The organism is Seonamhaeicola sp. MEBiC01930 (genome assembly GCF_045277075.1).
Taxonomy (GTDB): domain Bacteria; phylum Bacteroidota; class Bacteroidia; order Flavobacteriales; family Flavobacteriaceae; genus Seonamhaeicola.
In genome coordinates this window covers 770,997-792,925 of sequence record NZ_CP104270.1, presented here as the reverse complement: position 1 = coordinate 792,925, position 21,929 = coordinate 770,997, and the positions used below count along the sequence as shown (strand labels likewise).

The following is a 21,929-nucleotide window of genomic DNA, read 5'->3' as shown; positions in this document are numbered from 1 at the left end:
TCTTTTAAAAGGTTAACTTGATGCTGAACGAGTATTGTTTATATGATGGAGCATTTTGAAAATCTACACCAAAAGTGTTTCCTTGTCCTGTCAACAACACTTCAGGGTCTAAGTTTAGATGCTCAGGTAAGTTAGGTGAATGCCACCACAAGTTGTTCCCGGAAAGCGTAAATGACATGGTTCCAAAAGGAGTCTTTTCTAAAAGTTTTTTTGGCATGTTATAACTTAATGAAATATCTCTTAATCGAATAGTTGTAGCATCATATACTGAGTTTTCATCTACATCCATTAGATTTATAAAGTATAAATCATTAGCGCCAATTTGAACAGTGTTAGGGATTACATCTCCATTACCATCTGTAAGTGCTTCTCCTGTAGCAGGATCACCTAAAACTCCAGGAATAATATAAGAACCTTCTCTGTCATCAGTGTCTTTAGTTACACCACGTCTTAATAAATTTTGAGCAGAATTTGAATAAATGTCACCTCCGTGAATATATTCTAATTGAGCACTTAAACTAAGATTCTTGTATGATATAGTATTAATAGTTGTAAATCTGAAATCTTCATTAGGGTCTCCAATGATTTCATCTTCAAGACCAACATTATCACTAAAAATAATCTTCCCAGTTGTAGGGTCTATTAATAAATTACCATCTCTATCTTTTACAGCATAATTACCTCTAAATACTCCAAAAGGCTCTCCATTAATTGCTGTATTAAGAGTATTACCATTAATACCAGCACCAGAACCAATTTCAATTAAATCTACAGGAAGGTTTTCAACCGTTGATTCATAAGCGGTAAAGTTATTGTTTATATGCCATGTAAAATCTTCTGTTTGTAATGGAATAAAAGTTAATCCAACTTCTATACCTTCAGTTTTAACATCACCAGCGTTTACCTGTGTTAAAGTAAATCCAGTTGAATTAGGTAAATCTGAATATAAAATTTGGTCTTCTATTCTTTTTGAATACAATGAAATATCAAATGTTAGGCGATTATTAAAAAACCTACCTTCTGTACCTACTTCATATTCTCTTAAGAACTCTGGACCTAAATCTGGATTTGGCAAAAAGGAATCTACCGAATTAAAAGCTACGGTTGAACCGTCAAAAGGATTAACCCAGCCGTTTGCTGTAGAGTTTAAAGAAGGTCTTGTTAAATATGCAACAGGGAAACTTGCTGAAGATCCGTAACTCGCTCTAAATTTAAGGTAGTCACCTCCGAAGCCTTCAAATGCAGATGAAGGTATAAATGATAAAGCGACACTAGGATAGAAAACCGACTGATTTTCCTTTTCTACAGTAGAAGCCCAATCATTTCTAGCCTGAATGTTTAAGTATAAATAATTTTCATAAGCAACATCGATAGCTCCAAAAAGACCAATTCTATTTTGTTCAGAAGGGGTAATTGCAAAACCATCTAATGTAGACCATGCTGTGATTGGTGTAAACTCTCTATAATTATCTAAATCTAAAACTCCAAACACTACTTGATCTAATGCTTGAATCCCATAGACATCTCTGATTGTGTTTTTGGTTTCAAAACCTAATTGACCATTCACAGAAAAAGAATCATTAAGGTCTATACTATTTAAACCAAGGATTACCCTGTGATTCTGTACTTTATTATAATTGTCAAAACTTTGCATGAAACCAAGTGGGCTTTCATTACCACCTTTATTAACAAAGTTTAGGTTTAATTCATTATACAGGTCTAAACCATATGTGTATGTTAAATTAACCTTATCGGAAAAGTCATATTTCAAATTAACACTTCCAATAAAACGATCACTATCTAAATTAAAACCTGAATTCTTAAGGTTCCAGATAGGGTTAGTAATGGTAGTTCTATAATAAACACTTGCTCCCGTATTAGGGTCTTGGTAAGGAAGATTATGGATATCTAAATTTCTTGGAATCCAAGTTAATAATTGAAATGTAGCTAACGAAGGTCGGTTAGTATCTGTATTTATAAAATCCGCCTTTGCTCTTAATGAGAAGTTATTAGTTAATTTTATATCTCCACCAAAAGACATATTTAAACGTTCTAAACTACTTGATTCAACAAAACCTTGTTGGTCTGAGTAACTTAAGTTAAATGCAAAAGAAGCATCTTCAACACTTTTAGAAACAAGAACTGAAGTTGTTGTACCTAGTTCTCTATTGAAAAAATCTGAAACGTTGTCTGGAATGGCCTTATACTCTACTGTTGCACCCTGAAATTCTGGGAATGAGTTAGCATAAGCATCTATTGATAAATGATGTGGAACAGTTTGACCATCAAACTCAGCACCCCAAGTTCCAAAGAAAGTGGTATTGATACTGTTGTCTGAACCTTGACCATACCTGTTTTGGTATTCTGGTAAGTTAGCTACTTCTAGCATAGATGTAGTTTGTAAAAACTGGATTTCAAATTTCTTGTCTCGTTGAGCAGTTGTTCCAGTTTTTGTTTGAATTAAAATAACCCCATTTCTACCATCTTCACCATATAAAGTAGATGCAGCTAAACCTTTAAGTACACTTGTAGATGCAATATTATTTGGATCAAGGTCAAAAGTACGATCTCCAGTAATTGGAATACCATCAATAATATATAATGGTTGGTTATTACCTGTAATAGAGTTTTTAGATCTGATAATTACGTTTGGTGATTGTCCTAAAAACCCACCAGCGGTATTAACCTGAACTCCGGCAACCTTACCTGTTAATAGTTTTGCAACATCAGTCTCAGGTTTGTTTTCTATTGCCTCAGACTCAATTGTTGTTACTGCATAACCTAATGCCTTCTTTTCTCTTTTAATACCTTGAGCAGTTACAACTACTTCTTCAAGAGATGTTGCATCTTCAGATAAAGTTACATTAACAGTGTTGGAGGTCCCTATCACAACTTCTTGAGTGGTATAGCCAACAAAACTAAATACAAGGGTGCTACCTTGTTCAGCAATAATTGAGTAATTACCATCAAAATCTGAAGAAGTACCAGATGAAGTACCTTTAACTAAGACAGTAGCTCCAGGTAAGGGTAGTCCACTATTATCTGAGACTGTACCTGAAATTGTCTTTTCTTGTGCAAAAGTTATCTGCACAATAAACGCCAGTAATAGCGTTAGAATTCCACTAAACTTTGTTTTCATTTTATAATTATTTGAATTAGTCAATGTCAAAAATCATAATAAAAAGTTAATAAAACAATAAATATTGGTTAAAATTTGTCTTTTGGGTTAAAAATTAAACGAAATGAAATTTTTTGGTTAGAAATTTTAGTGAATAAATAGTTTTTTTCTAAAAAATTGTAGTTAGACTAATATGAACCTTTGAATTGGAAAGTTTAAATTGTTGGTCCTCACTTTTCCCATTGGCATAGTTTAGTTTAAACAACCCTGATTTGGTGTTAATGCCAAAGCCGAAGCCGTAGCCAAATAGTTTTTTACTTAAACTTAAAATTTTATTCTCATAATAAGCAGCATCAATTACAGTGTGTAAGTAAATTGAGTTATTAAGTTTAAATCTGTATTCTGAGTTAATTACACCAAATAATGTGGCGTATAAACTATTTTCTTCAAATCCGCGAATAGAATTTATACCACCAAATCTTAAAAGTTCATTTTCGAAGTATGAATCGGAATTTATTGTTGCACCGTTTATTTCAAAATATAAACTATTCTTATTATTTAGATTAAATATGTTATAAGCATGTATGTTGAGCAATGATTGTTTCTGGTTTTGTTCTTCACTTTTTCTATTTCCAAAATTTGTTTCTACATATAAATAAGACTTAATAGGGAAGAGTCTGTTGTTGATTATTGGTTTAGTGAATTCATATGATAACGACAGGAAGTTTTTTTTGTAGTCAAGAATTGAGGTCGGGTTATTTTCATTTAATAAGTTGTTTGACTCTTCATATAGTATTCCAGAATATACTTTGTTTTTAGAATTTATTTGATAATGAAGTTTAGCAAATTGATTCACAGTTGTAAAAGAAGAGTCTTTTTTGAAAATGTTAAGAGATAGATTTATGCCAATAGGTGTTTTGAATATATAGGGTAGTGTTAGATTGCTGCGAAATGTCTTTTGGTTGTTCTTGTCACTTTTATAAAGAAGCTTGAAAGATTCTCCAAAATCTAAATTGTTAATTAGGCTAAAATCTAAATACCCATCAAATTCTATTTTATTGGTTTCTTCATTGGTGCCAAACCCTAAAAAACCGTCAAAAGAATTGTTTTGTTCTTTTTTTAAGTATAAGTAGATTGTTGAGGAGTCTTTAGAGAAAAGAACTTCAGGAGGTTTTGTTTGGCTTGCAAATCTTAGATTGTTTAAATTTTCGGTTTTGTTTTTAATTTTATTTAGATCGAAAACCTGTGCTGTTTTTATTTTTAGATAATGTTTAAGGTAGGATTTTGGAAACTTCTCATATCCTTTAATGATTATTTTGCTGATAGTTCTTTTTTTCTCGTTAGGGCTTATTAGGAGTTTAGCGCTTAAGGTGTTGCTGTTTTTTAATTTAATTTCAGACAATTTTAGTTTTGAAAAAGGGTTTCCTTTTTCAGTGAGTTTTGAATTAAGGAAGGATAGGGTATTTTCAATTTCTTGAAAATTTAAAATAAAATAGTGTTCAGTGATATTTTTTGTTACAAGATTTATAATGGATTTTGAAATTAAAGAGTCATTATAATATATATGTATAAGTTTAAATTTTTTCTTTAATGTAAAAGTTGCACTATATGTATCGTCCTTTATTTGTTTTAATTCAGTTAACTGATTTTCTATGTATCCTTTTTTAGATAATTGATTTTGGATAGAATCTATTTCTGCTTTAATTGAGATATAGTCTTTATGGGTTTTTAAGTAATTTAAAGAATCAATTGAAAGTGTTTCTTCAGGACTGTTACCTGTAATTTTTAATTTAAAATTTTGCCCAAAAACTTTTCCAGAAAGAAGTAAAAAAATATAAAATATAAAGAAGGCGCTTTTCTTCACGTAAAAAATAGGGTTGTTTTTTTTGTAAATCTAACGGAAAAACCACAGTTATAATATGGCTTTTGGCTATAATTTTAAATTCCCTTGAAAATTAATGAATTAGGATTTGAATTATTCATTTTAATTTCTACCTTTGCAGCCCTCTAAGAAGAGGATTTTAAATTTATATAATAATTATATATGCCAACAATTTCGCAATTAGTAAGAACAGGAAGAGCCAAAATAACCAAGAAGAGTAAATCGGCTGCTTTAGATTCTTGTCCGCAAAGACGTGGTGTGTGTACTCGTGTTTACACAACAACTCCTAAAAAACCTAACTCAGCAATGCGTAAGGTAGCAAGGGTTCGTTTAACAAACGGTAACGAGGTTAATGCATACATTGGTGGAGAAGGACATAATCTACAAGAGCACTCGATAGTATTGGTTAGAGGTGGAAGGGTAAAAGATTTACCAGGAGTTAGGTATCACGTTGTTCGTGGGGCTTTAGATACAGCAGGTGTTGCTGGAAGAACCCAACGTAGATCTAAGTATGGTGCAAAACGCCCTAAAAAGTAATTAAACTTTAAGAAAAGACATGAGAAAAAGAGCAGCGAAAAAAAGACCACTTTTACCGGATCCAAGATTTAACGATCAATTGGTAACACGTTTTGTTAATAACATGATGTGGGATGGTAAGAAGTCTGTAGCGTTCAAAGTATTCTATGATGCAATTGATATTGTAGATGCTAAAAAAACAGACGAAGAGAAGACAGCTTTAGAGCTTTGGAAAGATGCTTTATCTAATGTGATGCCGCACGTAGAAGTGCGTAGCCGTCGTGTTGGTGGTGCAACATTTCAAATTCCAATGCAGATTCGTCCAGATCGTAAAATTTCTACAGCCATGAAATGGTTAATTAGTTATGCTAGAAAGCGTAATGAAAAATCTATGGCACAAAAATTAGCCTCAGAAATTTTAGCAGCAGCTAAAGAAGAAGGAGCAGCGGTTAAGAAAAGAGTTGATACTCATAAAATGGCGGAAGCTAATAAAGCATTCTCTCACTTTAGATTTTAAGAAATGGCTAGAGATTTAAAATTTACAAGAAACATAGGTATTGCTGCACATATTGATGCAGGAAAAACTACTACTACAGAACGTATTCTTTATTATACAGGAGTATCTCACAAAATTGGAGAAGTACATGATGGTGCTGCTACAATGGACTGGATGGAGCAAGAGCAAGAGCGTGGTATTACTATTACCTCTGCGGCTACAACTTGTGAGTGGAAATTCCCAATTGAAAATGGGCAACCAACTCCAGATACTAAAGGATATCATTTTAATATAATTGATACTCCAGGTCACGTTGATTTTACGGTTGAAGTAAACCGTTCTTTACGTGTTCTTGATGGGTTAGTATTCTTATTTAGTGCAGTTGATGGTGTTGAGCCACAATCTGAAACTAACTGGAGACTAGCCGATAACTATAAAGTTCCTAGAATTGGTTTTGTTAATAAAATGGACCGTCAAGGATCTAACTTTTTAGGTGTTTGTCAACAAGTAAAAGATATGTTGAAGTCTAACGCAGTGCCAATTGTATTGAATATTGGTGATGAGGCGGACTTTAAAGGAATTATCGATTTAGTGAAAAACCGTGCTATAGTATGGCATGACGAAACACAAGGGGCTACTTTTGATGTTATTGAGATTCCGGAAGATTTAAAAGAAGAAGCGCGTAAATACCGTGCACTTTTAATAGAAGAAGTTGCAACTTACGATGAGAACTTATTAGAAAAATTCATGGAAGATGAAGATTCTATTACAGAAGAGGAAGTGCATGCTGCACTTAGAGCTGCTGTAATGGATATGGCTATCATTCCAATGATTTGTGGTTCTGCTTTCAAAAATAAAGGTGTTCAGTTCTTATTAGATGCCGTTTGTCGTTACTTACCATCTCCAACAGATAGAGATAATATTGTAGGTACAAATCCACAAACCGGAGAAGAAGCTGTTCGTAAGCCAGATGCAAAAGATCCTTTTGCAGCTTTAGCTTTTAAAATTGCGACAGATCCATTTGTAGGTCGTTTAGCATTCTTTAGAGCATACTCTGGTCGTTTAGATGCTGGTTCTTATGTGTTGAATAATCGCTCAGGAAAAAAAGAACGTATCTCTCGTATTTACCAAATGCACTCTAACAAGCAAAATGCTATTGAGTATATTGAAGCTGGAGATATTGGAGCAGCTGTAGGTTTTAAAGATATTAAAACAGGTGATACTTTATCTGACGAGAAGAATCCAATTGTTTTAGAATCTATGGACTTCCCAGATCCAGTTATTGGTATTGCGGTTGAGCCTAAAACTAAAGCAGATGTTGATAAATTGGGTATGTCTTTGGCAAAATTAGCAGAAGAAGATCCAACATTTACTGCAAGAACTGATGAAGCTTCAGGACAGACTATTATTTCTGGAATGGGTGAGCTTCACTTAGATATTATTGTTGATCGTCTTAAGCGTGAGTTTAAGGTTGAGGTTAACCAAGGTCAACCACAAGTTGAATACAAAGAAGCTATTACTCAACGTGCAGAGCACAGAGAAGTTTATAAGAAGCAATCTGGTGGACGTGGTAAATTTGCTGATATTGTATTTACTATTGAACCGGCCGATGAAGGTGCTACCGGATTACAGTTTGAATCTGTAATTAAGGGTGGTAACGTTCCTAAGGAATTTGTTCCTTCTGTAGAAAAAGGATTCAAAATGGCTATGGTAAATGGTCCATTGGCAGGATATGAAGTTGATGCTATGAAAGTTACATTAACTGATGGTTCTTACCATGATGTAGATTCGGATCAGTTATCTTTCGAATTGGCAGCAAAACTTGGATTCAAAGCTGCTTCTAAAGCTGCTAAAGCTGTAATAATGGAACCTATTATGAAACTTGAGGTAATTACTCCTGAAGAAAATATGGGTGATATTGTAGGTGATTTAAATAGAAGAAGAGGTCAAGTAAGTGACATGGGAGATAGAGCAGGTGCTAAAACTGTAAAAGCAACAGTGCCATTATCTGAAATGTTTGGATATGTAACGACATTAAGAACATTGTCTTCAGGTCGTGCAACATCAACAATGGAATTTTCACACTATGCTGAAACTCCTTCTAACATATCTGAGGAAGTAATAAAAGCAGCTAAAGGCATTGAAGCTTAAAATCTAAGAAAATGAGTCAAAAAATCAGAATAAAATTAAAATCTTACGATCACAATTTAGTAGATAAGTCTGCTGATAAGATTGTAAAAACTGTAAAAAGTACTGGAGCTGTAGTAACTGGGCCAATTCCTTTACCAACTCACAAGAAAATTTTTACTGTTTTACGTTCTCCACACGTAAACAAGAAATCAAGAGAGCAATTTCAATTATCTTCTTATAAGAGATTATTGGATATCTACTCTTCGTCATCAAAAACTATTGATGCGTTAATGAAACTTGAGTTACCAAGTGGTGTTGAAGTAGAGATTAAAGTATAGTTATATTTCCTGTTTTGCAGGAAGTTACATGTCCCACCGATGTGGTCGCGGGAAAAACGGAAAAATACATTTCAGGGACGAAAGGTATTTTGTCCCTGAAATTTTTTAAATAAGTAAATAAATTAAATAAATAATTATGTCTGGGTTAATTGGAAAAAAAATCGGTATGACCAGCATCTTTGATGAAAACGGGAAAAACATTCCTTGTACTGTAATCGAAGCTGGACCATGTATCGTTACCCAAGTCAGAACTGAAGAGGTTGATGGCTATGAAGCTGTTCAATTAGGTTTCGATGACGCGACAGAAAAAAGTGCTACTAAAGCAGACTTAGGTCATGCTAAAAAGGCAGGTACTTCTGTAAAGCGCAAAGTTGCTGAATTTAAAGGTTTTGATGAGGAGTACAAATTAGGAGATGCAATAACTGTTGAACATTTTGCTGAAGGTGAATTTGTTGATATTGCAGGTACATCTAAAGGAAAAGGATTTCAAGGTGTTGTAAAACGTCACGGATTTGGTGGTGTAGGTCAAGCTACTCACGGTCAACATAACCGTTTAAGAGCGCCTGGTTCTATTGGAGCTGCTTCATATCCTGCTAGAGTATTTAAAGGAATGAAAATGGCCGGAAGAATGGGTGGCGAAAAAGTGAAAGTTCAAAATTTAAGAGTTTTAAAAGTAGTTGCTGAAAAGAACTTACTTGTTGTGAAAGGTTGTGTGCCTGGACATAAAAATTCTTATGTAATTATTCAGAAGTAATGAAAGTAGCAGTTTTAGATATAAACGGAAAAGACACTGGTAGAAAAGCGGAGCTTTCTAAAGAGGTGTATGCTATTGAGCCTAATAATCATGCTGTATATTTGGATGTTAAGCAATACTTAGCTAACCAAAGACAAGGTACTCACAAATCTAAAGAAAGAGGTGAGATTACTGGTAGTACTCGTAAGATTAAGAAGCAAAAAGGAACTGGTACAGCAAGAGCTGGTAGTATTAAGTCGGGTGTTTTTAAAGGTGGTGGACGTATGTTTGGTCCAAGACCAAGAAATTACAACTTTAAACTTAATAAAAATTTAAAGCGTTTAGCACGTAAATCTGCCTTAAGTATTAAAGCAGGAGAAAAAGCAATTACTGTTTTAGAAGACTTCAATTTTGATGCTCCTAAAACAAAAAACTTTAGTGCTGTTTTAAAGGCTTTAGATTTAGAAAACAAAAAATCTTTATTCGTGTTGGGTGGGTCAAATAATAACGTATATTTGTCATCGCGCAATTTAAATGGTTCTGAAGTTGTAACTAACACAGAATTAAGCACTTATAAAATTTTGAATGCAAATCAAATAGTGCTTTTAGAAGGTGCTTTAGAAGGAATTGAATCTAACTTAAGTAAATAAGAAACAGATGAGTATCTTAATTAAACCTATAATCACGGAAAAAGCGACTGCAGATAGCGAGTTAAGAAACTGCTATACTTTCGCGGTGAATACGAAGGCGAACAAGGTGGAAATCAAAAAAGCTGTAGAGGCTACTTATGGTGTTTCTGTTGAAAAAGTTCGTACTATAAATGTCCGTCCAGATCGTAGTACCAAGTACACAAAAACTGGTATTCAACATGGTAAAACAAATGCTGTTAAAAAGGCAATTGTACAACTGGCGGAAGGTGAGATGATTGATTTATACGCTAATATGTAATTAGACAAAAATGTCAGTAAGAAAATTAAAACCAATCACACCAGGACAGCGATTTAGAGTAGTAAATGGATTTGACGCCATTACTACTGATAAGCCGGAGAAAAGTTTATTAGCTCCGAAAAAACGTTCAGGTGGTAGAAACAGTCAGGGAAAAATGACCATGCGCTATAAAGGTGGAGGTCATAAGAAGAAGTATCGTATTATTGATTTTAAACGTAACAAAACTGGAGTTCCAGCTGAGGTTAAAACAATAGAATACGATCCAAACAGATCAGCTTTTATTGCTTTATTGAATTATCAAGATGGCGAGAAGCGTTACATTATTGCTCAAAATGGTTTACAAGTTGGGCAAAATGTTGTGTCTGGTAACGAAGGAATTGCTCCAGAAATAGGTAATGCAATGCCTTTAAGTCAAATTCCATTAGGAACAATTATTTCTTGTGTTGAGTTACGACCAGGTCAAGGTGCTGTTATGGCACGTAGTGCTGGAGCATTTGCTCAATTAATGGCAAGAGATGGAAAGTTTGCCACTATTAAATTGCCATCTGGTGAAACAAGATTAGTTCTTGCAAATTGTTTGGCAACTATAGGGGTTGTTTCTAATTCAGATCATCAATTGTTAGTGTCTGGTAAAGCAGGTAGAACAAGATGGTTAGGTCGAAGACCAAGAACTAGACCAGTAGTAATGAATCCAGTAGATCATCCAATGGGTGGTGGTGAAGGAAAATCATCTGGTGGTCACCCACGTTCTAGAAACGGTATACCTGCTAAAGGTTTCAGAACCCGTTCTAAAACAAAAGCTAGTAATAAATATATTGTAGAACGTAGAAAGAAATAAGACATGGCAAGATCATTAAAAAAAGGACCTTACGTTCATTATAAGTTAGAAAGAAAAGTGGCTGCTAACGTTGAAGCTAACAAAAAAACAGTTATCAAAACTTGGTCTAGAGCAAGTATGATTACTCCTGATTTTGTAGGGCAAACTATAGCAGTACACAATGGCCGTCAATTTGTACCAGTTTATGTAACTGAAAACATGGTAGGTCATAAATTAGGAGAGTTTTCACCAACACGTTCATTCCGTGGACATGCAGGTGCTAAAAATAAAGGTAAAAAATAAGAGCTATGGGAAGTCGTAAAAAACAAATGGCAGACGCTATTAAGGAAAGTAAAAAGCATATAGCTTTTGCTAAACTTAATAACTGTCCTACGTCACCAAGAAAAATGCGTTTAGTAGCTGATTTAGTAAGAGGTGAAAAAGTAGATAAAGCACTTAATATTTTAAAATTTAGTCAAAAGGAAGCATCTAATCGTTTAGAAAAGTTATTACTTTCTGCAATTGCTAACTGGCAATCTAAAAACGAAGATGCAGATGTAGAGTCGGCTGAATTATTTGTAAAGGAGATTAGAGTTGACGGAGGATCTATGTTAAAAAGATTACGTCCGGCTCCTCAAGGTCGTGCACACAGAATTAGAAAACGTTCTAACCATGTAACATTAGTGGTTGGAGCTAACAATAACACACAAGCTTAATAACAGTATGGGACAAAAAACAAATCCAGTCGGGAATCGCTTAGGAATTATCAGAGGATGGGAATCTAACTGGTACGGAGGAAACGATTATGGTGATAAACTTGCCGAAGACGATAAGATTAGAAAATACGTTCACGCGCGTTTATCTAAAGCTAGTGTTAGTAGAGTAATTATTGAGAGAACTTTAAAACTTGTAACCGTTACTATCACAACGGCTCGTCCAGGTATCATAATTGGTAAAGGCGGTCAAGAGGTAGACAAGTTAAAAGAAGAGCTTAAAAAGATTACTGGAAAAGAAGTTCAGATTAACATCTTTGAAATTAAAAGACCTGAACTAGATGCAAATTTAGTAGCGTCAAGTATTGCTCGTCAAATAGAGAACCGTATTTCGTATCGTCGTGCAATAAAAATGGCAATTGCTGCTACAATGCGTATGAATGCTGAAGGAATAAAGATTCAAATTAGTGGTCGTTTAAACGGAGCTGAAATGGCACGTTCAGAGCACTATAAAGAAGGACGTATTCCTTTATCAACCTTTAGAGCCGATATTGATTATGCTTTAGTTGAAGCGCACACTACTTATGGTAGATTGGGTGTTAAAGTATGGATCATGAAAGGTGAAGTATATGGTAAAAGAGAGCTTTCTCCGCTTGTTGGTTTATCTAAGAAGCAAGGAAAAGGTGGTGGACGTGGAAACAAAAACCCTCGTCGTAGAAAGTAATTTTTTATAAAGTAAAGAAACATGTTACAGCCTAAAAGAACAAAATTTCGTAAGCAACAGAAGGGACGTATGAAGGGGATTTCTCAAAGAGGAAATCAACTTTCAAACGGAACTTTCGGTATAAAAGCATTAGATTCTAAGTTTATAACTGCACGTCAAATAGAAGCTGCACGTATTGCTGCTACTCGTTACATGAAAAGAGAGGGTTCGCTTTGGATTAAAATATTTCCAGACAAGCCTATTACAAAGAAACCTCTTGAAGTACGTATGGGTAAAGGTAAAGGTGCTGTAGAATATTGGGTAGCTGTTGTGAAACCAGGAAGAGTTTTATTTGAAATTGGTGGTGTGCCATTAGACGTAGCTAAAGAAGCATTACGTTTAGCAGCTCAAAAATTACCAGTAAAAACTAAGTTTATAATTGCTCGCGATTACGAAGCATAATTTATTAATATTATGAAACAATCAGAAATTAAAGAATTATCTACAGCTGAGTTACAAGAAAAACTTAGTGAGACTAAAAAAAGTTATTCAGACCTAAAATTGGCTCATGCAATATCTCCTTTAGAAAATCCAATTCAATTACGTTCTGTAAGAAGATCTGTAGCTAGAATTGCGACAGAATTAACTAAAAGAGAAATACAATAATTCTGCTGAAAGATGGAAACAAGAAATTTAAGAAAAGAACGTATAGGAGTTGTTACTAGTAACAAAATGCAGAAATCAATTGTGGTTTCTGAGGTTAAAAAAGTAAAGCACCCTATGTATGGAAAATTCGTTTTAAAAACGAAAAAGTACGTGGCACACGATGAACAAAACGACTGCAACGAAGGTGATACTGTAAGGATTATGGAAACTCGTCCTTTAAGTAAATCTAAATGTTGGAGATTAGTTGAAATAATTGAAAGAGCTAAGTAATTATGGTACAACAAGAATCAAGATTAAAAGTAGCAGATAATACCGGAGCTAAAGAGGTTTTAGTTATTCGTGTGTTAGGTGGTACTAAAAGAAGATACGCTTCTGTTGGAGACAAAGTGGTTGTTTCTGTAAAAGATGCAACTCCTAATGGAAACATTAAGAAAAAAGCTGTTTCTACAGCTGTTGTAGTGCGTACTGTAAAGGAAGTAAGAAGACCAGATGGATCTTATATAAGATTTGATGATAACGCATGTGTATTATTAAACCCTACAGGTGAGATGAGAGGTACACGTGTATTTGGTCCTGTTGCAAGAGAACTTCGTGATAAACAATTCATGAAGATTGTATCATTAGCACCAGAGGTGCTTTAATACATTATTAAGATGACAAAGCTTAAAATTAAATCGGGAGATACTGTAAAAGTAATTGCTGGAGACCACAAAGGATCTGAAGGTAAAGTACAAAAAGTATTAAAAGATACAAACAAAGCCATTGTTGAGGGTGTAAATATGGTTAAGAAACATACTAAACCAAGTGCACAAAATCCTCAAGGTGGAATTGTAGAGAAAGAAGCACCAATTCATATTTCAAACTTATCGTTGTTAACTTCATCTGGAGAAACAACAAGAGTTGGATATAGAGTTGAAGGCGATAAGAAAGTGAGATTTTCAGTAAAATCTAATGAAGTAATATAGTTATGGCATATTCACCAAGACTTAAAGAAGAGTATAAAAGCAGAATAATTGCAGCTCTTACAGAAGAATTTGCATACAACAATGTAATGCAAGTTCCTAAATTAGAAAAGATAGTAATATCTAAAGGTGTGGGTGCAGCTGTTGCAGATAAAAAGTTAATTGACTACGCTTTAGAGGAGTTAACTACTATTTCTGGACAAAAAGCTGTTGCAACAATATCTAAAAAAGATGTTGCCTCATTTAAATTACGTAAAGGTATGCCAATTGGAGCTAAAGTAACTTTACGCGGAGAAAGAATGTATGAGTTTTTAGATCGTTTAGTAACATCTGCTTTACCTCGTGTAAGAGATTTTAACGGAATTAAAGCTACAGGTTTTGACGGAAGAGGTAATTACAACTTAGGAGTTACTGAACAAATCATTTTCCCAGAAATTAACATTGATAAGGTGAACAAGATTTCTGGTATGGATATTACATTTGTAACGACAGCCGCTACAGATAAAGAAGCAAAATCATTATTAACTGAATTAGGGTTACCTTTTAAAAAGAATTAAGATATGGCTAAAGAATCAATGAAAGCCCGTGAGGTAAAAAGAGCTAAAACAGTAGCTAAGTATGCAGCAAAACGTAAGGCTTTAAAAGAAGCTGGAGATTATGAGGCATTACAAAAGTTGCCAAAAAATGCTTCACCTATTCGTATGCATAATAGATGTAAATTAACTGGAAGACCTAAAGGGTATATGAGAACTTTTGGTATTTCTCGTGTAACATTTAGAGAAATGGCCAATCAAGGTCTTATCCCTGGAGTTAGAAAAGCTAGTTGGTAATATTATTATAAATAATCAGGTTTAAGGTTCGGTCACCAACATCGAAAACCAAAATCGCAAAATCAATTAATTATGTACTCAGATCCAATTGCGGATTTTTTGACAAGAATTAGAAACGCAGTGCGTGCTAACCATAGAGTGGTTGAGATTCCTGCTTCTAATTTAAAGAAAGACATGACTAAAATATTATTCGAACAAGGATATATTTTAAGTTATAAATTTGATGATTCTACTACTCAAGGTACTATCAAAATTGCACTTAAGTATAACAGTGTAACTAAAGAGCCTGTAATCAAGAAGATTCAGAGAATAAGTAAACCAGGTTTACGTAAGTATGCTGGTGCTAATGAATTACCTAGAATTCTTAATGGTCTTGGTATTGCTATTGTTTCTACTTCTCATGGAGTAATGACTGGTAAACAAGCAAAAAGAGATAATGTAGGTGGTGAAGTTTTATGTTACGTTTACTAAAAAAGGGAGAAAGAAATGAGTAGAATTGGAAATAACCCTGTTGCAATTTCGGAAGGAGTTACAGTAGAAGTAAAAGATAACGTAATTACAGTTAAAGGAAAATTGGGAGAGTTATCTCAAGAGTTTGACACTGTAGGTATTAAAGTTGAAGAAGGTAATGTTTATGTTACACGTTCAGCGGATGATAAGGAAAGTAAGGCAAAACATGGTTTATATAGATCTTTAGTTAATAATATGATTGAAGGTGTGTCTAAAGGTTTTACTAAAGAATTAGAGTTAGTAGGTGTAGGTTATAGAGCAAGTAACCAAGGACAAAAACTTGATTTAGCTTTAGGTTTTTCTCATAATATTGTTTTAAGCTTAGCTCCAGAAGTTAAAGTTGAAACAATAAGTGAAAAAGGAAAAAACCCAATAGTTAAGTTAACTTCTCATGATAAACAACTTGTAGGTCAAGTAGCTGCAAAGATTCGTGGTTTCAGAAAGCCAGAACCATATAAAGGTAAAGGTATCAAGTTTGTTGGTGAAGAAATAAGAAGAAAAGCAGGTAAATCAGCTTAATAAGTAAGTTATGGCATTAACAAAGAACCAAAGAAGACAAAGGATAAAAAACAGAATCCGTAAGGTAGTTTCTGGAACAGAAACAAGACCAAGATTAACTGTTTTTAGAAGTAATAAAGAAATTTACGCTCAAATTATAGATGACGTTTCTGGTAAAACTATAAGCGCTGCATCTTCAAGAGATAAAGACATTGATTCTGCTAAGGCAAACAAGTCTGAAACTGCTAAATTAGTAGGAAAGTCTGTTGCTGAAAAAGCTTTAAAAGCTGGTGTAGAAACTATTGCTTTTGATAGAGGTGGGTATTTATATCACGGTAGAGTAAAATCATTAGCTGAAGGTGCTAGAGAAGCTGGATTAAAATTTTAAGAAATTATGTATCAAAATTATAAAAGCGCAGAATTAGTAAAACCAGGTGGATTAGATCTTAAAGATCGTTTAGTTGGTGTACAAAGAGTTACTAAAGTAACTAAAGGTGGTAGAGCTTTTGGTTTCTCAGCAATAGTTGTTGTTGGTGATGAAGCTGGAGTTGTAGGTCAAGGTTTAGGTAAATCTAAAGATGTTGCAAGTGCAATTGCAAAAGCAGTAGAAGACGCTAAGAAAAACCTTGTTCGTATTCCTATTAGAAAAGGTACTTTGCCACATGAGCAAAAAGGAAAATATGGTGGAGCTAGAGTTAACATTATCCCAGCTGCACCTGGTACAGGAGTTATAGCAGGTGGTGCGGTAAGAACGGTTTTAGAGGCTGTTGGAGTACATGATGTATTATCAAAATCTCAAGGATCTTCTAACCCTCATAACGTTGTTAAAGCTACATTTGATGCTTTATTACAATTAAGAGATGCTAACACTATTGCAAAAGATAGAGGTATTTCTCTTGAAAAAGTTTTTAACGCTTAATTTTAAGATCAATCATGGGAAAAATTAAAGTAACAAAAGTTAAAAGCGCAATCAATCGTACGCAAAGACAAAAAAGAACTTTAGAAGCTCTTGGTCTTAAAAAGATTGGACAAGTAAAAGAGCATGATGCAACACCAAATATTCTTGGTATGATTGCTAAAGTTTCACATTTAGTTTCTGTTGAAGAAGCTTAAATAATATAAAACTGAAAATGGATTTAAGTAATTTAAAACCTGCAGAAGGTTCAGTAAAAAATCAAGGTAAAAGAGTAGGTAGAGGACAAGGTTCTGGAAAAGGTGGTACTGCTACACGTGGTCACAAAGGAGCTAAGTCGCGTTCTGGTTATTCTAAGAAACTAGGATTTGAAGGTGGTCAAATGCCAATTCAAAGACGTGTTCCTAAATTTGGTTTTAAAAACATCAACCGTGTTGAGTATCAAGGGATCAATTTAGATACTTTACAACAATTGGTTGACGATAAGAAAATTAAAGATACTTTAGACTTAGAGGCTATTTTATCTAACAGATTAGCTGGTAAAAATGAACTAGTTAAAATTTTAGGTAGAGGAGAATTAAAAGCTAAATTAACAGTATCTGCTCATAAATTTACTGCTTCAGCAAAAGCTGCTATTGAAGCTGCCGGAGGAGAAGCTGTAACATTATAAGACCTTATTATTAGTATGAAATTTATAGAATCAATAAAAAATGTTTGGAAAATAGAAGAGCTAAGAAACAGAATCATAGTTACACTTGGTCTGTTGTTAGTATATCGTTTTGGTACTCAAGTAACACTTCCTGGTGTTGATGCAAGTCAACTGGCTGAACTTGGAGCTAATACCGAAACGGGAATTCTAGGTATACTTAGTGCATTTACAGGTGGAGCTTTATCAAGGGCATCAGTTTTTGCTTTGGGTATTATGCCATACATTTCTGCTTCTATTGTTGTACAATTAATGGGTATTGCTATACCGTATTTGCAAAAACTGCAGAAAGAAGGTGCTAGTGGTCAGAAAAAAATCACTCAGATTACACGTTGGTTAACCATTGCAATATGTTTGTTTCAATCACCAGCATATTTAGCAAGTTTACCTAGCTTGGGAGTACCACAAAGTGCGTTCTTATTAGGAACGGGACCTTTATTCTATTTTTCATCAATTAGTATATTAGTTACAGGGTGTATATTTGCCATGTGGTTAGGTGAAAAAATCACAGATAAAGGTATTGGTAATGGTATTTCATTGCTAATAATGGTTGGTATTATTGCTACATTACCACAATCATTCCTTCAAAATGCTGCAGCTAGAATGGAAGGTAACAACGTAATGCTTATTCTTTTTGAATTGGTTATTTGGTTTGTTATTATTTTGGCTTCAATTATGTTGGTTATGGCTGTTAGAAAAATAGCTGTACAATATGCAAGAAGAACAGCTTCTGGTGGTTATGAAAAAGCTGCTGCAGGTGGTTCAAGACAATACATTCCATTAAAGCTTAATGCATCAGGAGTAATGCCTATTATATTTGCACAGGCTATTATGTTTGTTCCTGGTCTTATCGGTGGTTCAGGGTTCTTAAAGGATACTGCTACTGGAGCATGGTTACAAACTAATTTTGCAGATATTTTTGGTTTCTGGTATAATTTGGTTTTTGCATTATTAATTATAGTATTTACATATTTTTATACGGCAATCACTGTACCAACCAATAAAATGGCTGATGATTTAAAACGTAGTGGAGGTTTTATTCCTGGAATTCGTCCAGGTTCTGAAACAGCTGAATATTTAGATAAGATAATGTCACAAATCACTTTACCTGGTTCTGTATTTTTAGCATTAATAGCTGTGTTCCCGGCATTTATTGTTAAGCTTATGGATGTAAGTCAAGGATGGGCATTATTTTTCGGAGGTACATCGTTATTAATTATGGTTGGAGTTGCAATTGATACTATGCAGCAAGTGAATTCATACTTGTTAAATAGACATTATGATGGCTTGATGAAAACGGGTAAAAATAGAAAAGCAATAGCTTAATTATTATACTATGGCAAAACAAGCAGCAATAGAACAAGACGGAACAATTATAGAAGCATTGTCAAATGCTATGTTTCGTGTTGAATTAGAGAATGGTCACATTGTGACTGCTCATATTTCTGGTAAAATGCGTATGCATTACATTAAATTATTACCAGGAGATAAAGTAAAATTAGAAATGAGTCCTTACGATTTAACTAAGGCTCGTATAACTTATAGATACTAGCAAGATGAAAGTAAGAGCATCAGTTAAAAAAAGAAGCGCAGATTGTAAAATAGTGCGTAGAAAAGGAAGACTTTACGTTATAAACAAAAAGAATCCTAGATTTAAACAAAGACAAGGTTAAAAAAAGAGTCATTAGTTTTTTAGACGTTAGATGAATCTGTTCGAAATAGAAATGTTTAGGATTCTAACAACTAAAAGCTAACATACTAGAAACTAAAAACAATATGGCAAGAATTGCAGGTGTAGACATACCAAAACAAAAAAGAGGCGTGATCTCTTTAACTTATATCTACGGTGTAGGTAAAAGTAGAGCAAAAGAAATTTTAGCAACGGCTAAGGTTGATGAGAACATTAAAGTTCAAGATTGGAACGATGACCAAATAAGCGGTATTCGTGAAGCTGTTTCAGCTTTTACAATTGAGGGTGAATTACGTTCTGAAACTCAATTAAACATTAAACGTTTAATGGATATTGGATGTTTTAGAGGAATCCGTCATAGAGCTGGATTACCTTTAAGAGGTCAACGTACTAAGAACAACTCTAGAACTAGAAAGGGTAGAAGAAAAACAGTTGCTAACAAGAAAAAAGCATAATTTAGCATGGCAAAGACAAGTAGTAAAAAACGTAAAGTTATTGTTGATTCTGTTGGTGAAGCACACGTTACAGCTTCTTTCAATAATATTATCATTTCTCTTACCAATAAAAAAGGCGATGTTATATCATGGTCTTCAGCTGGTAAAATGGGATTTAGAGGATCTAAGAAAAACACACCTTATGCGGCTCAATTAGCTGCTGAAGATGCTGCTGCAGTGGCACAAGAAGCTGGGTTGAAAAAGGTGAAAGTTTATGTTAAAGGACCTGGAAACGGTAGAGAATCTGCTATCCGTTCTATTCACAATGCAGGTATTGAAGTAACAGAAATTGTTGATGTTACGCCTTTACCACACAATGGGTGTAGACCTCCTAAAAGAAGAAGAGTTTAATCACTTTAAAAGTGATTTTTATAAGTAATAAATTAATATCATCTGTTTGTCAGATGGTATTAATTTTTTGCGTAAATTTGCAGACTGAAAAAAATTAATAACAAGTATCAACAAGAGATAAAAATGGTTATCGAAGGATAAGATTAAGACCTTAATTCATAACCACTCTTAAAAACAATTAAAAATGGCAAGATATACTGGTCCTAAAACTAAAATAGCTAGAAAATTTGGTGAAGCTATTTTTGGAGAAGATAAATCTTTTGAGAAAAGAAATTATCCTCCAGGTCAACACGGAAACAACAGAAGACGTGGAAAAAAATCTGAGTACGCTATTCAATTAGCTGAAAAGCAAAAAGCTAAATATACTTACGGTATTTTAGAACGTCAATTTAGAGGTTTATTTAAAAAAGCAAGAGCCGCTCAGGGTATTACTGGTGAGGTGCTTTTACAATTATGTGAATCTAGATTAGACAATGTTGTATTCAGAATGGGGGTTGCTCCATCAAGAAGTGGTGCTAGACAATTAGTATCTCACAGACATATTACTGTAAACGGTGAATTAGTAAATATTCCTTCTTACCAATTAAAAGCTGGAGATGTTGTTGCAGTAAGAGAGAAATCTAAATCTTTAGAAGTTATCCAAAATTCTTTGGCTAACTCATCTAGTGTTTACGAATGGATTACTTGGAACAATGATACTAAACAAGGAACTTATGTTTCTGTTCCAGCTAGAATTCAAATTCCGGAAAACATTAACGAGCAATTCATCGTCGAATTATACTCTAAATAATAAATTAATAATATTGGTATTTGGCCAAAGGGTTTGTAAGTATTTCTTCAAACTTTTAAACCGCGCAACCAGATAACAATTAAAACGAAGAAAAAAAATGGCAGTATTTAATTTTCAAAAGCCCGACAAAGTAATCATGATTGATTCAACAGATTTTGAAGGGAAATTCGAATTTCGTCCTTTAGAACCTGGTTATGGATTAACAGTAGGTAACGCATTAAGAAGAGTATTATTATCTTCTTTAGAAGGGTTTGCAATAACTTCTATAAGAATAGAAGGTGTAGATCATGAGTTTTCTGCAATTGCTGGTGTTGTTGAAGATGTAACAGAAATTATTCTTAACTTAAAACAATTACGTTTTAAAAGACAAATAGATGATATTGATAACGAATCTGTTTCTATTTCAATATCTGGTCAAGAGAGAATTACGGCTGGAGATTTTCAAAAGTTTATTTCAGGGTTTCAAGTGTTAAATACAGAATTAGTTATCTGTAACTTAGACCCGAAAGTAAACCTTAACATGGAAATTACCATAGAAAAAGGTAGAGGGTATGTTCCTGCAGAAGAGAACAAAAAAGCTGCTGCACCGGTTGGAACAATCTTTACAGATTCAGTTTATACTCCAATAAAAAACGTTAAGTATAGTATTGAAAACTATCGTGTAGAACAAAAGACTGATTACGAAAAATTAGTTTTTGAAATTATTACAGATGGTTCAATTACACCACAAGACGCTTTAACAGAAGCTGCTAAAACATTAATTCATCACTTCATGTTATTCTCTGATGAGCGTATCACTTTAGAAGCAGATGAAATTGCACAAACTGAAACATATGATGAGGAATCATTACACATGCGTCAGTTGCTTAAAACTAAGCTTATAGATATGGATTTATCTGTTCGTGCGCTTAATTGTTTAAAAGCTGCAGAAGTTGATACTTTAGGAGACTTAGTGTCATTCAATAAAAACGATTTAATGAAGTTCAGAAACTTTGGTAAAAAATCATTAACTGAGCTTGAAGAGCTTGTTAATGTTAAAGGTTTAAATTTCGGAATGGATTTAAGTAAATATAAATTAGATAAAGATTAATTAATAACTCAACTCCTTTATAATTTGCTCCTCTG

At 33.8% G+C, this 21,929-nt stretch carries 33 protein-coding genes; 31 read left to right on the top strand and 2 right to left on the bottom strand.

The window, feature by feature from the left end; genetic code table 11:
- Positions 1–4: 4 nt before the first annotated feature.
- Positions 5–3,139 carry a SusC/RagA family TonB-linked outer membrane protein gene (locus tag N1F78_RS03475; protein ID WP_406684795.1) on the bottom strand — a complete coding sequence of 1,045 codons (3,135 nt, stop codon included), beginning with the start codon at positions 3,137–3,139 and terminating at the stop codon, positions 5–7.
- Between the two features lie 148 nt (positions 3,140–3,287).
- Positions 3,288–4,982 carry a POTRA domain-containing protein gene (locus N1F78_RS03470; protein WP_406684794.1) on the bottom strand — a complete coding sequence of 565 codons (1,695 nt, stop codon included), beginning with the start codon at positions 4,980–4,982 and terminating at the stop codon, positions 3,288–3,290.
- A 180-nt stretch (positions 4,983–5,162) separates the two neighbouring features.
- Here N1F78_RS03470 and rpsL point away from each other — a divergent pair, with 180 nt between their 5' ends.
- From rpsL to N1F78_RS03315, 31 genes are all read left to right on the top strand, one after another.
- Complete coding sequence (gene rpsL, locus N1F78_RS03465) at positions 5,163–5,537, top strand: 30S ribosomal protein S12 (protein WP_133357246.1); 375 nt, start codon at positions 5,163–5,165, stop codon at positions 5,535–5,537.
- A gap of 19 nt (positions 5,538–5,556) precedes the next feature.
- On the top strand, positions 5,557–6,033 hold the full coding sequence (rpsG, locus tag N1F78_RS03460) for a 30S ribosomal protein S7 (protein WP_406684793.1): 477 nt from the start codon (positions 5,557–5,559) through the stop codon (positions 6,031–6,033).
- A gap of 3 nt (positions 6,034–6,036) precedes the next feature.
- Positions 6,037–8,163 (top strand): elongation factor G, encoded by a 2,127-nt coding sequence (gene fusA, locus N1F78_RS03455; RefSeq protein ID WP_406684792.1) that lies wholly within the window; start codon positions 6,037–6,039, stop codon positions 8,161–8,163.
- Positions 8,164–8,174: 11 nt separating this feature from the next.
- The gene (gene rpsJ, locus N1F78_RS03450) at positions 8,175–8,480 is read left to right on the top strand and encodes a 30S ribosomal protein S10 (protein ID WP_007650482.1); all 306 of its coding nucleotides are present in this window, start codon (positions 8,175–8,177) and stop codon (positions 8,478–8,480) included.
- 136 nt (positions 8,481–8,616) lie between these two features.
- On the top strand, positions 8,617–9,234 hold the full coding sequence (gene rplC, locus N1F78_RS03445) for a 50S ribosomal protein L3 (RefSeq protein WP_406684791.1): 618 nt from the start codon (positions 8,617–8,619) through the stop codon (positions 9,232–9,234).
- A complete protein-coding gene (gene rplD / locus N1F78_RS03440) occupies positions 9,234–9,863 on the top strand; it encodes a 50S ribosomal protein L4 (protein ID WP_406684790.1) in 630 nt (209 codons plus the stop codon). Before rplC ends, rplD begins: the two co-directional genes overlap by 1 nt.
- A 7-nt stretch (positions 9,864–9,870) precedes the next feature.
- On the top strand, positions 9,871–10,161 hold the full coding sequence (rplW, locus tag N1F78_RS03435) for a 50S ribosomal protein L23 (protein ID WP_406684789.1): 291 nt from the start codon (positions 9,871–9,873) through the stop codon (positions 10,159–10,161).
- Between the two features lie 10 nt (positions 10,162–10,171).
- The gene (gene rplB / locus N1F78_RS03430; protein WP_406684788.1) at positions 10,172–10,999 is read left to right on the top strand and encodes a 50S ribosomal protein L2; all 828 of its coding nucleotides are present in this window, start codon (positions 10,172–10,174) and stop codon (positions 10,997–10,999) included.
- Between the two features lie 3 nt (positions 11,000–11,002).
- Positions 11,003–11,281, top strand: a complete 279-nt coding sequence (rpsS, locus tag N1F78_RS03425) for a 30S ribosomal protein S19 (RefSeq protein ID WP_013869040.1) — start codon at positions 11,003–11,005, stop codon at positions 11,279–11,281.
- Between the two features lie 5 nt (positions 11,282–11,286).
- A complete protein-coding gene (gene rplV / locus N1F78_RS03420) occupies positions 11,287–11,694 on the top strand; it encodes a 50S ribosomal protein L22 (RefSeq protein WP_406684787.1) in 408 nt (135 codons plus the stop codon).
- Positions 11,695–11,701: 7 nt separating this feature from the next.
- The gene (gene rpsC, locus N1F78_RS03415; protein WP_406684786.1) at positions 11,702–12,415 is read left to right on the top strand and encodes a 30S ribosomal protein S3; all 714 of its coding nucleotides are present in this window, start codon (positions 11,702–11,704) and stop codon (positions 12,413–12,415) included.
- Between the two features lie 21 nt (positions 12,416–12,436).
- Positions 12,437–12,856, top strand: a complete 420-nt coding sequence (rplP, locus tag N1F78_RS03410) for a 50S ribosomal protein L16 (protein ID WP_406684785.1) — start codon at positions 12,437–12,439, stop codon at positions 12,854–12,856.
- Between the two features lie 12 nt (positions 12,857–12,868).
- The gene (gene rpmC, locus N1F78_RS03405) at positions 12,869–13,060 is read left to right on the top strand and encodes a 50S ribosomal protein L29 (protein ID WP_406684784.1); all 192 of its coding nucleotides are present in this window, start codon (positions 12,869–12,871) and stop codon (positions 13,058–13,060) included.
- Positions 13,061–13,072: 12 nt separating this feature from the next.
- Complete coding sequence (gene rpsQ, locus N1F78_RS03400; protein WP_139001948.1) at positions 13,073–13,330, top strand: 30S ribosomal protein S17; 258 nt, start codon at positions 13,073–13,075, stop codon at positions 13,328–13,330.
- A 2-nt stretch (positions 13,331–13,332) separates the two neighbouring features.
- Positions 13,333–13,701 (top strand): 50S ribosomal protein L14, encoded by a 369-nt coding sequence (rplN, locus tag N1F78_RS03395; protein WP_406684783.1) that lies wholly within the window; start codon positions 13,333–13,335, stop codon positions 13,699–13,701.
- A 12-nt stretch (positions 13,702–13,713) separates the two neighbouring features.
- A complete protein-coding gene (rplX, locus tag N1F78_RS03390; protein WP_406684782.1) occupies positions 13,714–14,025 on the top strand; it encodes a 50S ribosomal protein L24 in 312 nt (103 codons plus the stop codon).
- Between the two features lie 2 nt (positions 14,026–14,027).
- A complete protein-coding gene (gene rplE, locus N1F78_RS03385; RefSeq protein WP_406684781.1) occupies positions 14,028–14,579 on the top strand; it encodes a 50S ribosomal protein L5 in 552 nt (183 codons plus the stop codon).
- 3 nt (positions 14,580–14,582) lie between these two features.
- Positions 14,583–14,852 carry a 30S ribosomal protein S14 gene (rpsN, locus tag N1F78_RS03380; RefSeq protein WP_147766300.1) on the top strand — a complete coding sequence of 90 codons (270 nt, stop codon included), beginning with the start codon at positions 14,583–14,585 and terminating at the stop codon, positions 14,850–14,852.
- A 72-nt stretch (positions 14,853–14,924) separates the two neighbouring features.
- Positions 14,925–15,323 (top strand): 30S ribosomal protein S8, encoded by a 399-nt coding sequence (gene rpsH / locus N1F78_RS03375; protein ID WP_147766301.1) that lies wholly within the window; start codon positions 14,925–14,927, stop codon positions 15,321–15,323.
- A gap of 15 nt (positions 15,324–15,338) precedes the next feature.
- Entirely contained in the window at positions 15,339–15,881 is a 543-nt protein-coding gene (gene rplF / locus N1F78_RS03370; protein WP_406684780.1) for a 50S ribosomal protein L6, read from the top strand.
- Between the two features lie 10 nt (positions 15,882–15,891).
- A complete protein-coding gene (gene rplR / locus N1F78_RS03365; RefSeq protein WP_406684779.1) occupies positions 15,892–16,248 on the top strand; it encodes a 50S ribosomal protein L18 in 357 nt (118 codons plus the stop codon).
- A gap of 6 nt (positions 16,249–16,254) precedes the next feature.
- The gene (rpsE, locus tag N1F78_RS03360; protein ID WP_116038977.1) at positions 16,255–16,779 is read left to right on the top strand and encodes a 30S ribosomal protein S5; all 525 of its coding nucleotides are present in this window, start codon (positions 16,255–16,257) and stop codon (positions 16,777–16,779) included.
- Between the two features lie 14 nt (positions 16,780–16,793).
- Positions 16,794–16,973 carry a 50S ribosomal protein L30 gene (rpmD, locus tag N1F78_RS03355; protein ID WP_147767400.1) on the top strand — a complete coding sequence of 60 codons (180 nt, stop codon included), beginning with the start codon at positions 16,794–16,796 and terminating at the stop codon, positions 16,971–16,973.
- Positions 16,974–16,990: 17 nt separating this feature from the next.
- Entirely contained in the window at positions 16,991–17,443 is a 453-nt protein-coding gene (rplO, locus tag N1F78_RS03350; RefSeq protein WP_406684778.1) for a 50S ribosomal protein L15, read from the top strand.
- A gap of 15 nt (positions 17,444–17,458) precedes the next feature.
- The gene (secY, locus tag N1F78_RS03345) at positions 17,459–18,805 is read left to right on the top strand and encodes a preprotein translocase subunit SecY (protein ID WP_406684777.1); all 1,347 of its coding nucleotides are present in this window, start codon (positions 17,459–17,461) and stop codon (positions 18,803–18,805) included.
- Positions 18,806–18,815: 10 nt separating this feature from the next.
- Positions 18,816–19,031 carry a translation initiation factor IF-1 gene (gene infA / locus N1F78_RS03340; RefSeq protein ID WP_007094967.1) on the top strand — a complete coding sequence of 72 codons (216 nt, stop codon included), beginning with the start codon at positions 18,816–18,818 and terminating at the stop codon, positions 19,029–19,031.
- A 4-nt stretch (positions 19,032–19,035) separates the two neighbouring features.
- The gene (gene ykgO, locus N1F78_RS03335; RefSeq protein WP_013305171.1) at positions 19,036–19,152 is read left to right on the top strand and encodes a type B 50S ribosomal protein L36; all 117 of its coding nucleotides are present in this window, start codon (positions 19,036–19,038) and stop codon (positions 19,150–19,152) included.
- A gap of 103 nt (positions 19,153–19,255) precedes the next feature.
- Positions 19,256–19,624: a 30S ribosomal protein S13 gene (rpsM, locus tag N1F78_RS03330; RefSeq protein WP_406684776.1), complete on the top strand. Its 369-nt coding sequence runs from the start codon at positions 19,256–19,258 to the stop codon at positions 19,622–19,624.
- Positions 19,625–19,630: 6 nt separating this feature from the next.
- Positions 19,631–20,014 (top strand): 30S ribosomal protein S11, encoded by a 384-nt coding sequence (rpsK, locus tag N1F78_RS03325; protein ID WP_406684775.1) that lies wholly within the window; start codon positions 19,631–19,633, stop codon positions 20,012–20,014.
- 184 nt (positions 20,015–20,198) lie between these two features.
- Positions 20,199–20,804 (top strand): 30S ribosomal protein S4, encoded by a 606-nt coding sequence (rpsD, locus tag N1F78_RS03320; protein ID WP_406684774.1) that lies wholly within the window; start codon positions 20,199–20,201, stop codon positions 20,802–20,804.
- 97 nt (positions 20,805–20,901) lie between these two features.
- Positions 20,902–21,894 carry a DNA-directed RNA polymerase subunit alpha gene (locus N1F78_RS03315; RefSeq protein WP_406684773.1) on the top strand — a complete coding sequence of 331 codons (993 nt, stop codon included), beginning with the start codon at positions 20,902–20,904 and terminating at the stop codon, positions 21,892–21,894.
- The last annotated feature ends 35 nt before the right edge of the window (positions 21,895–21,929 follow it).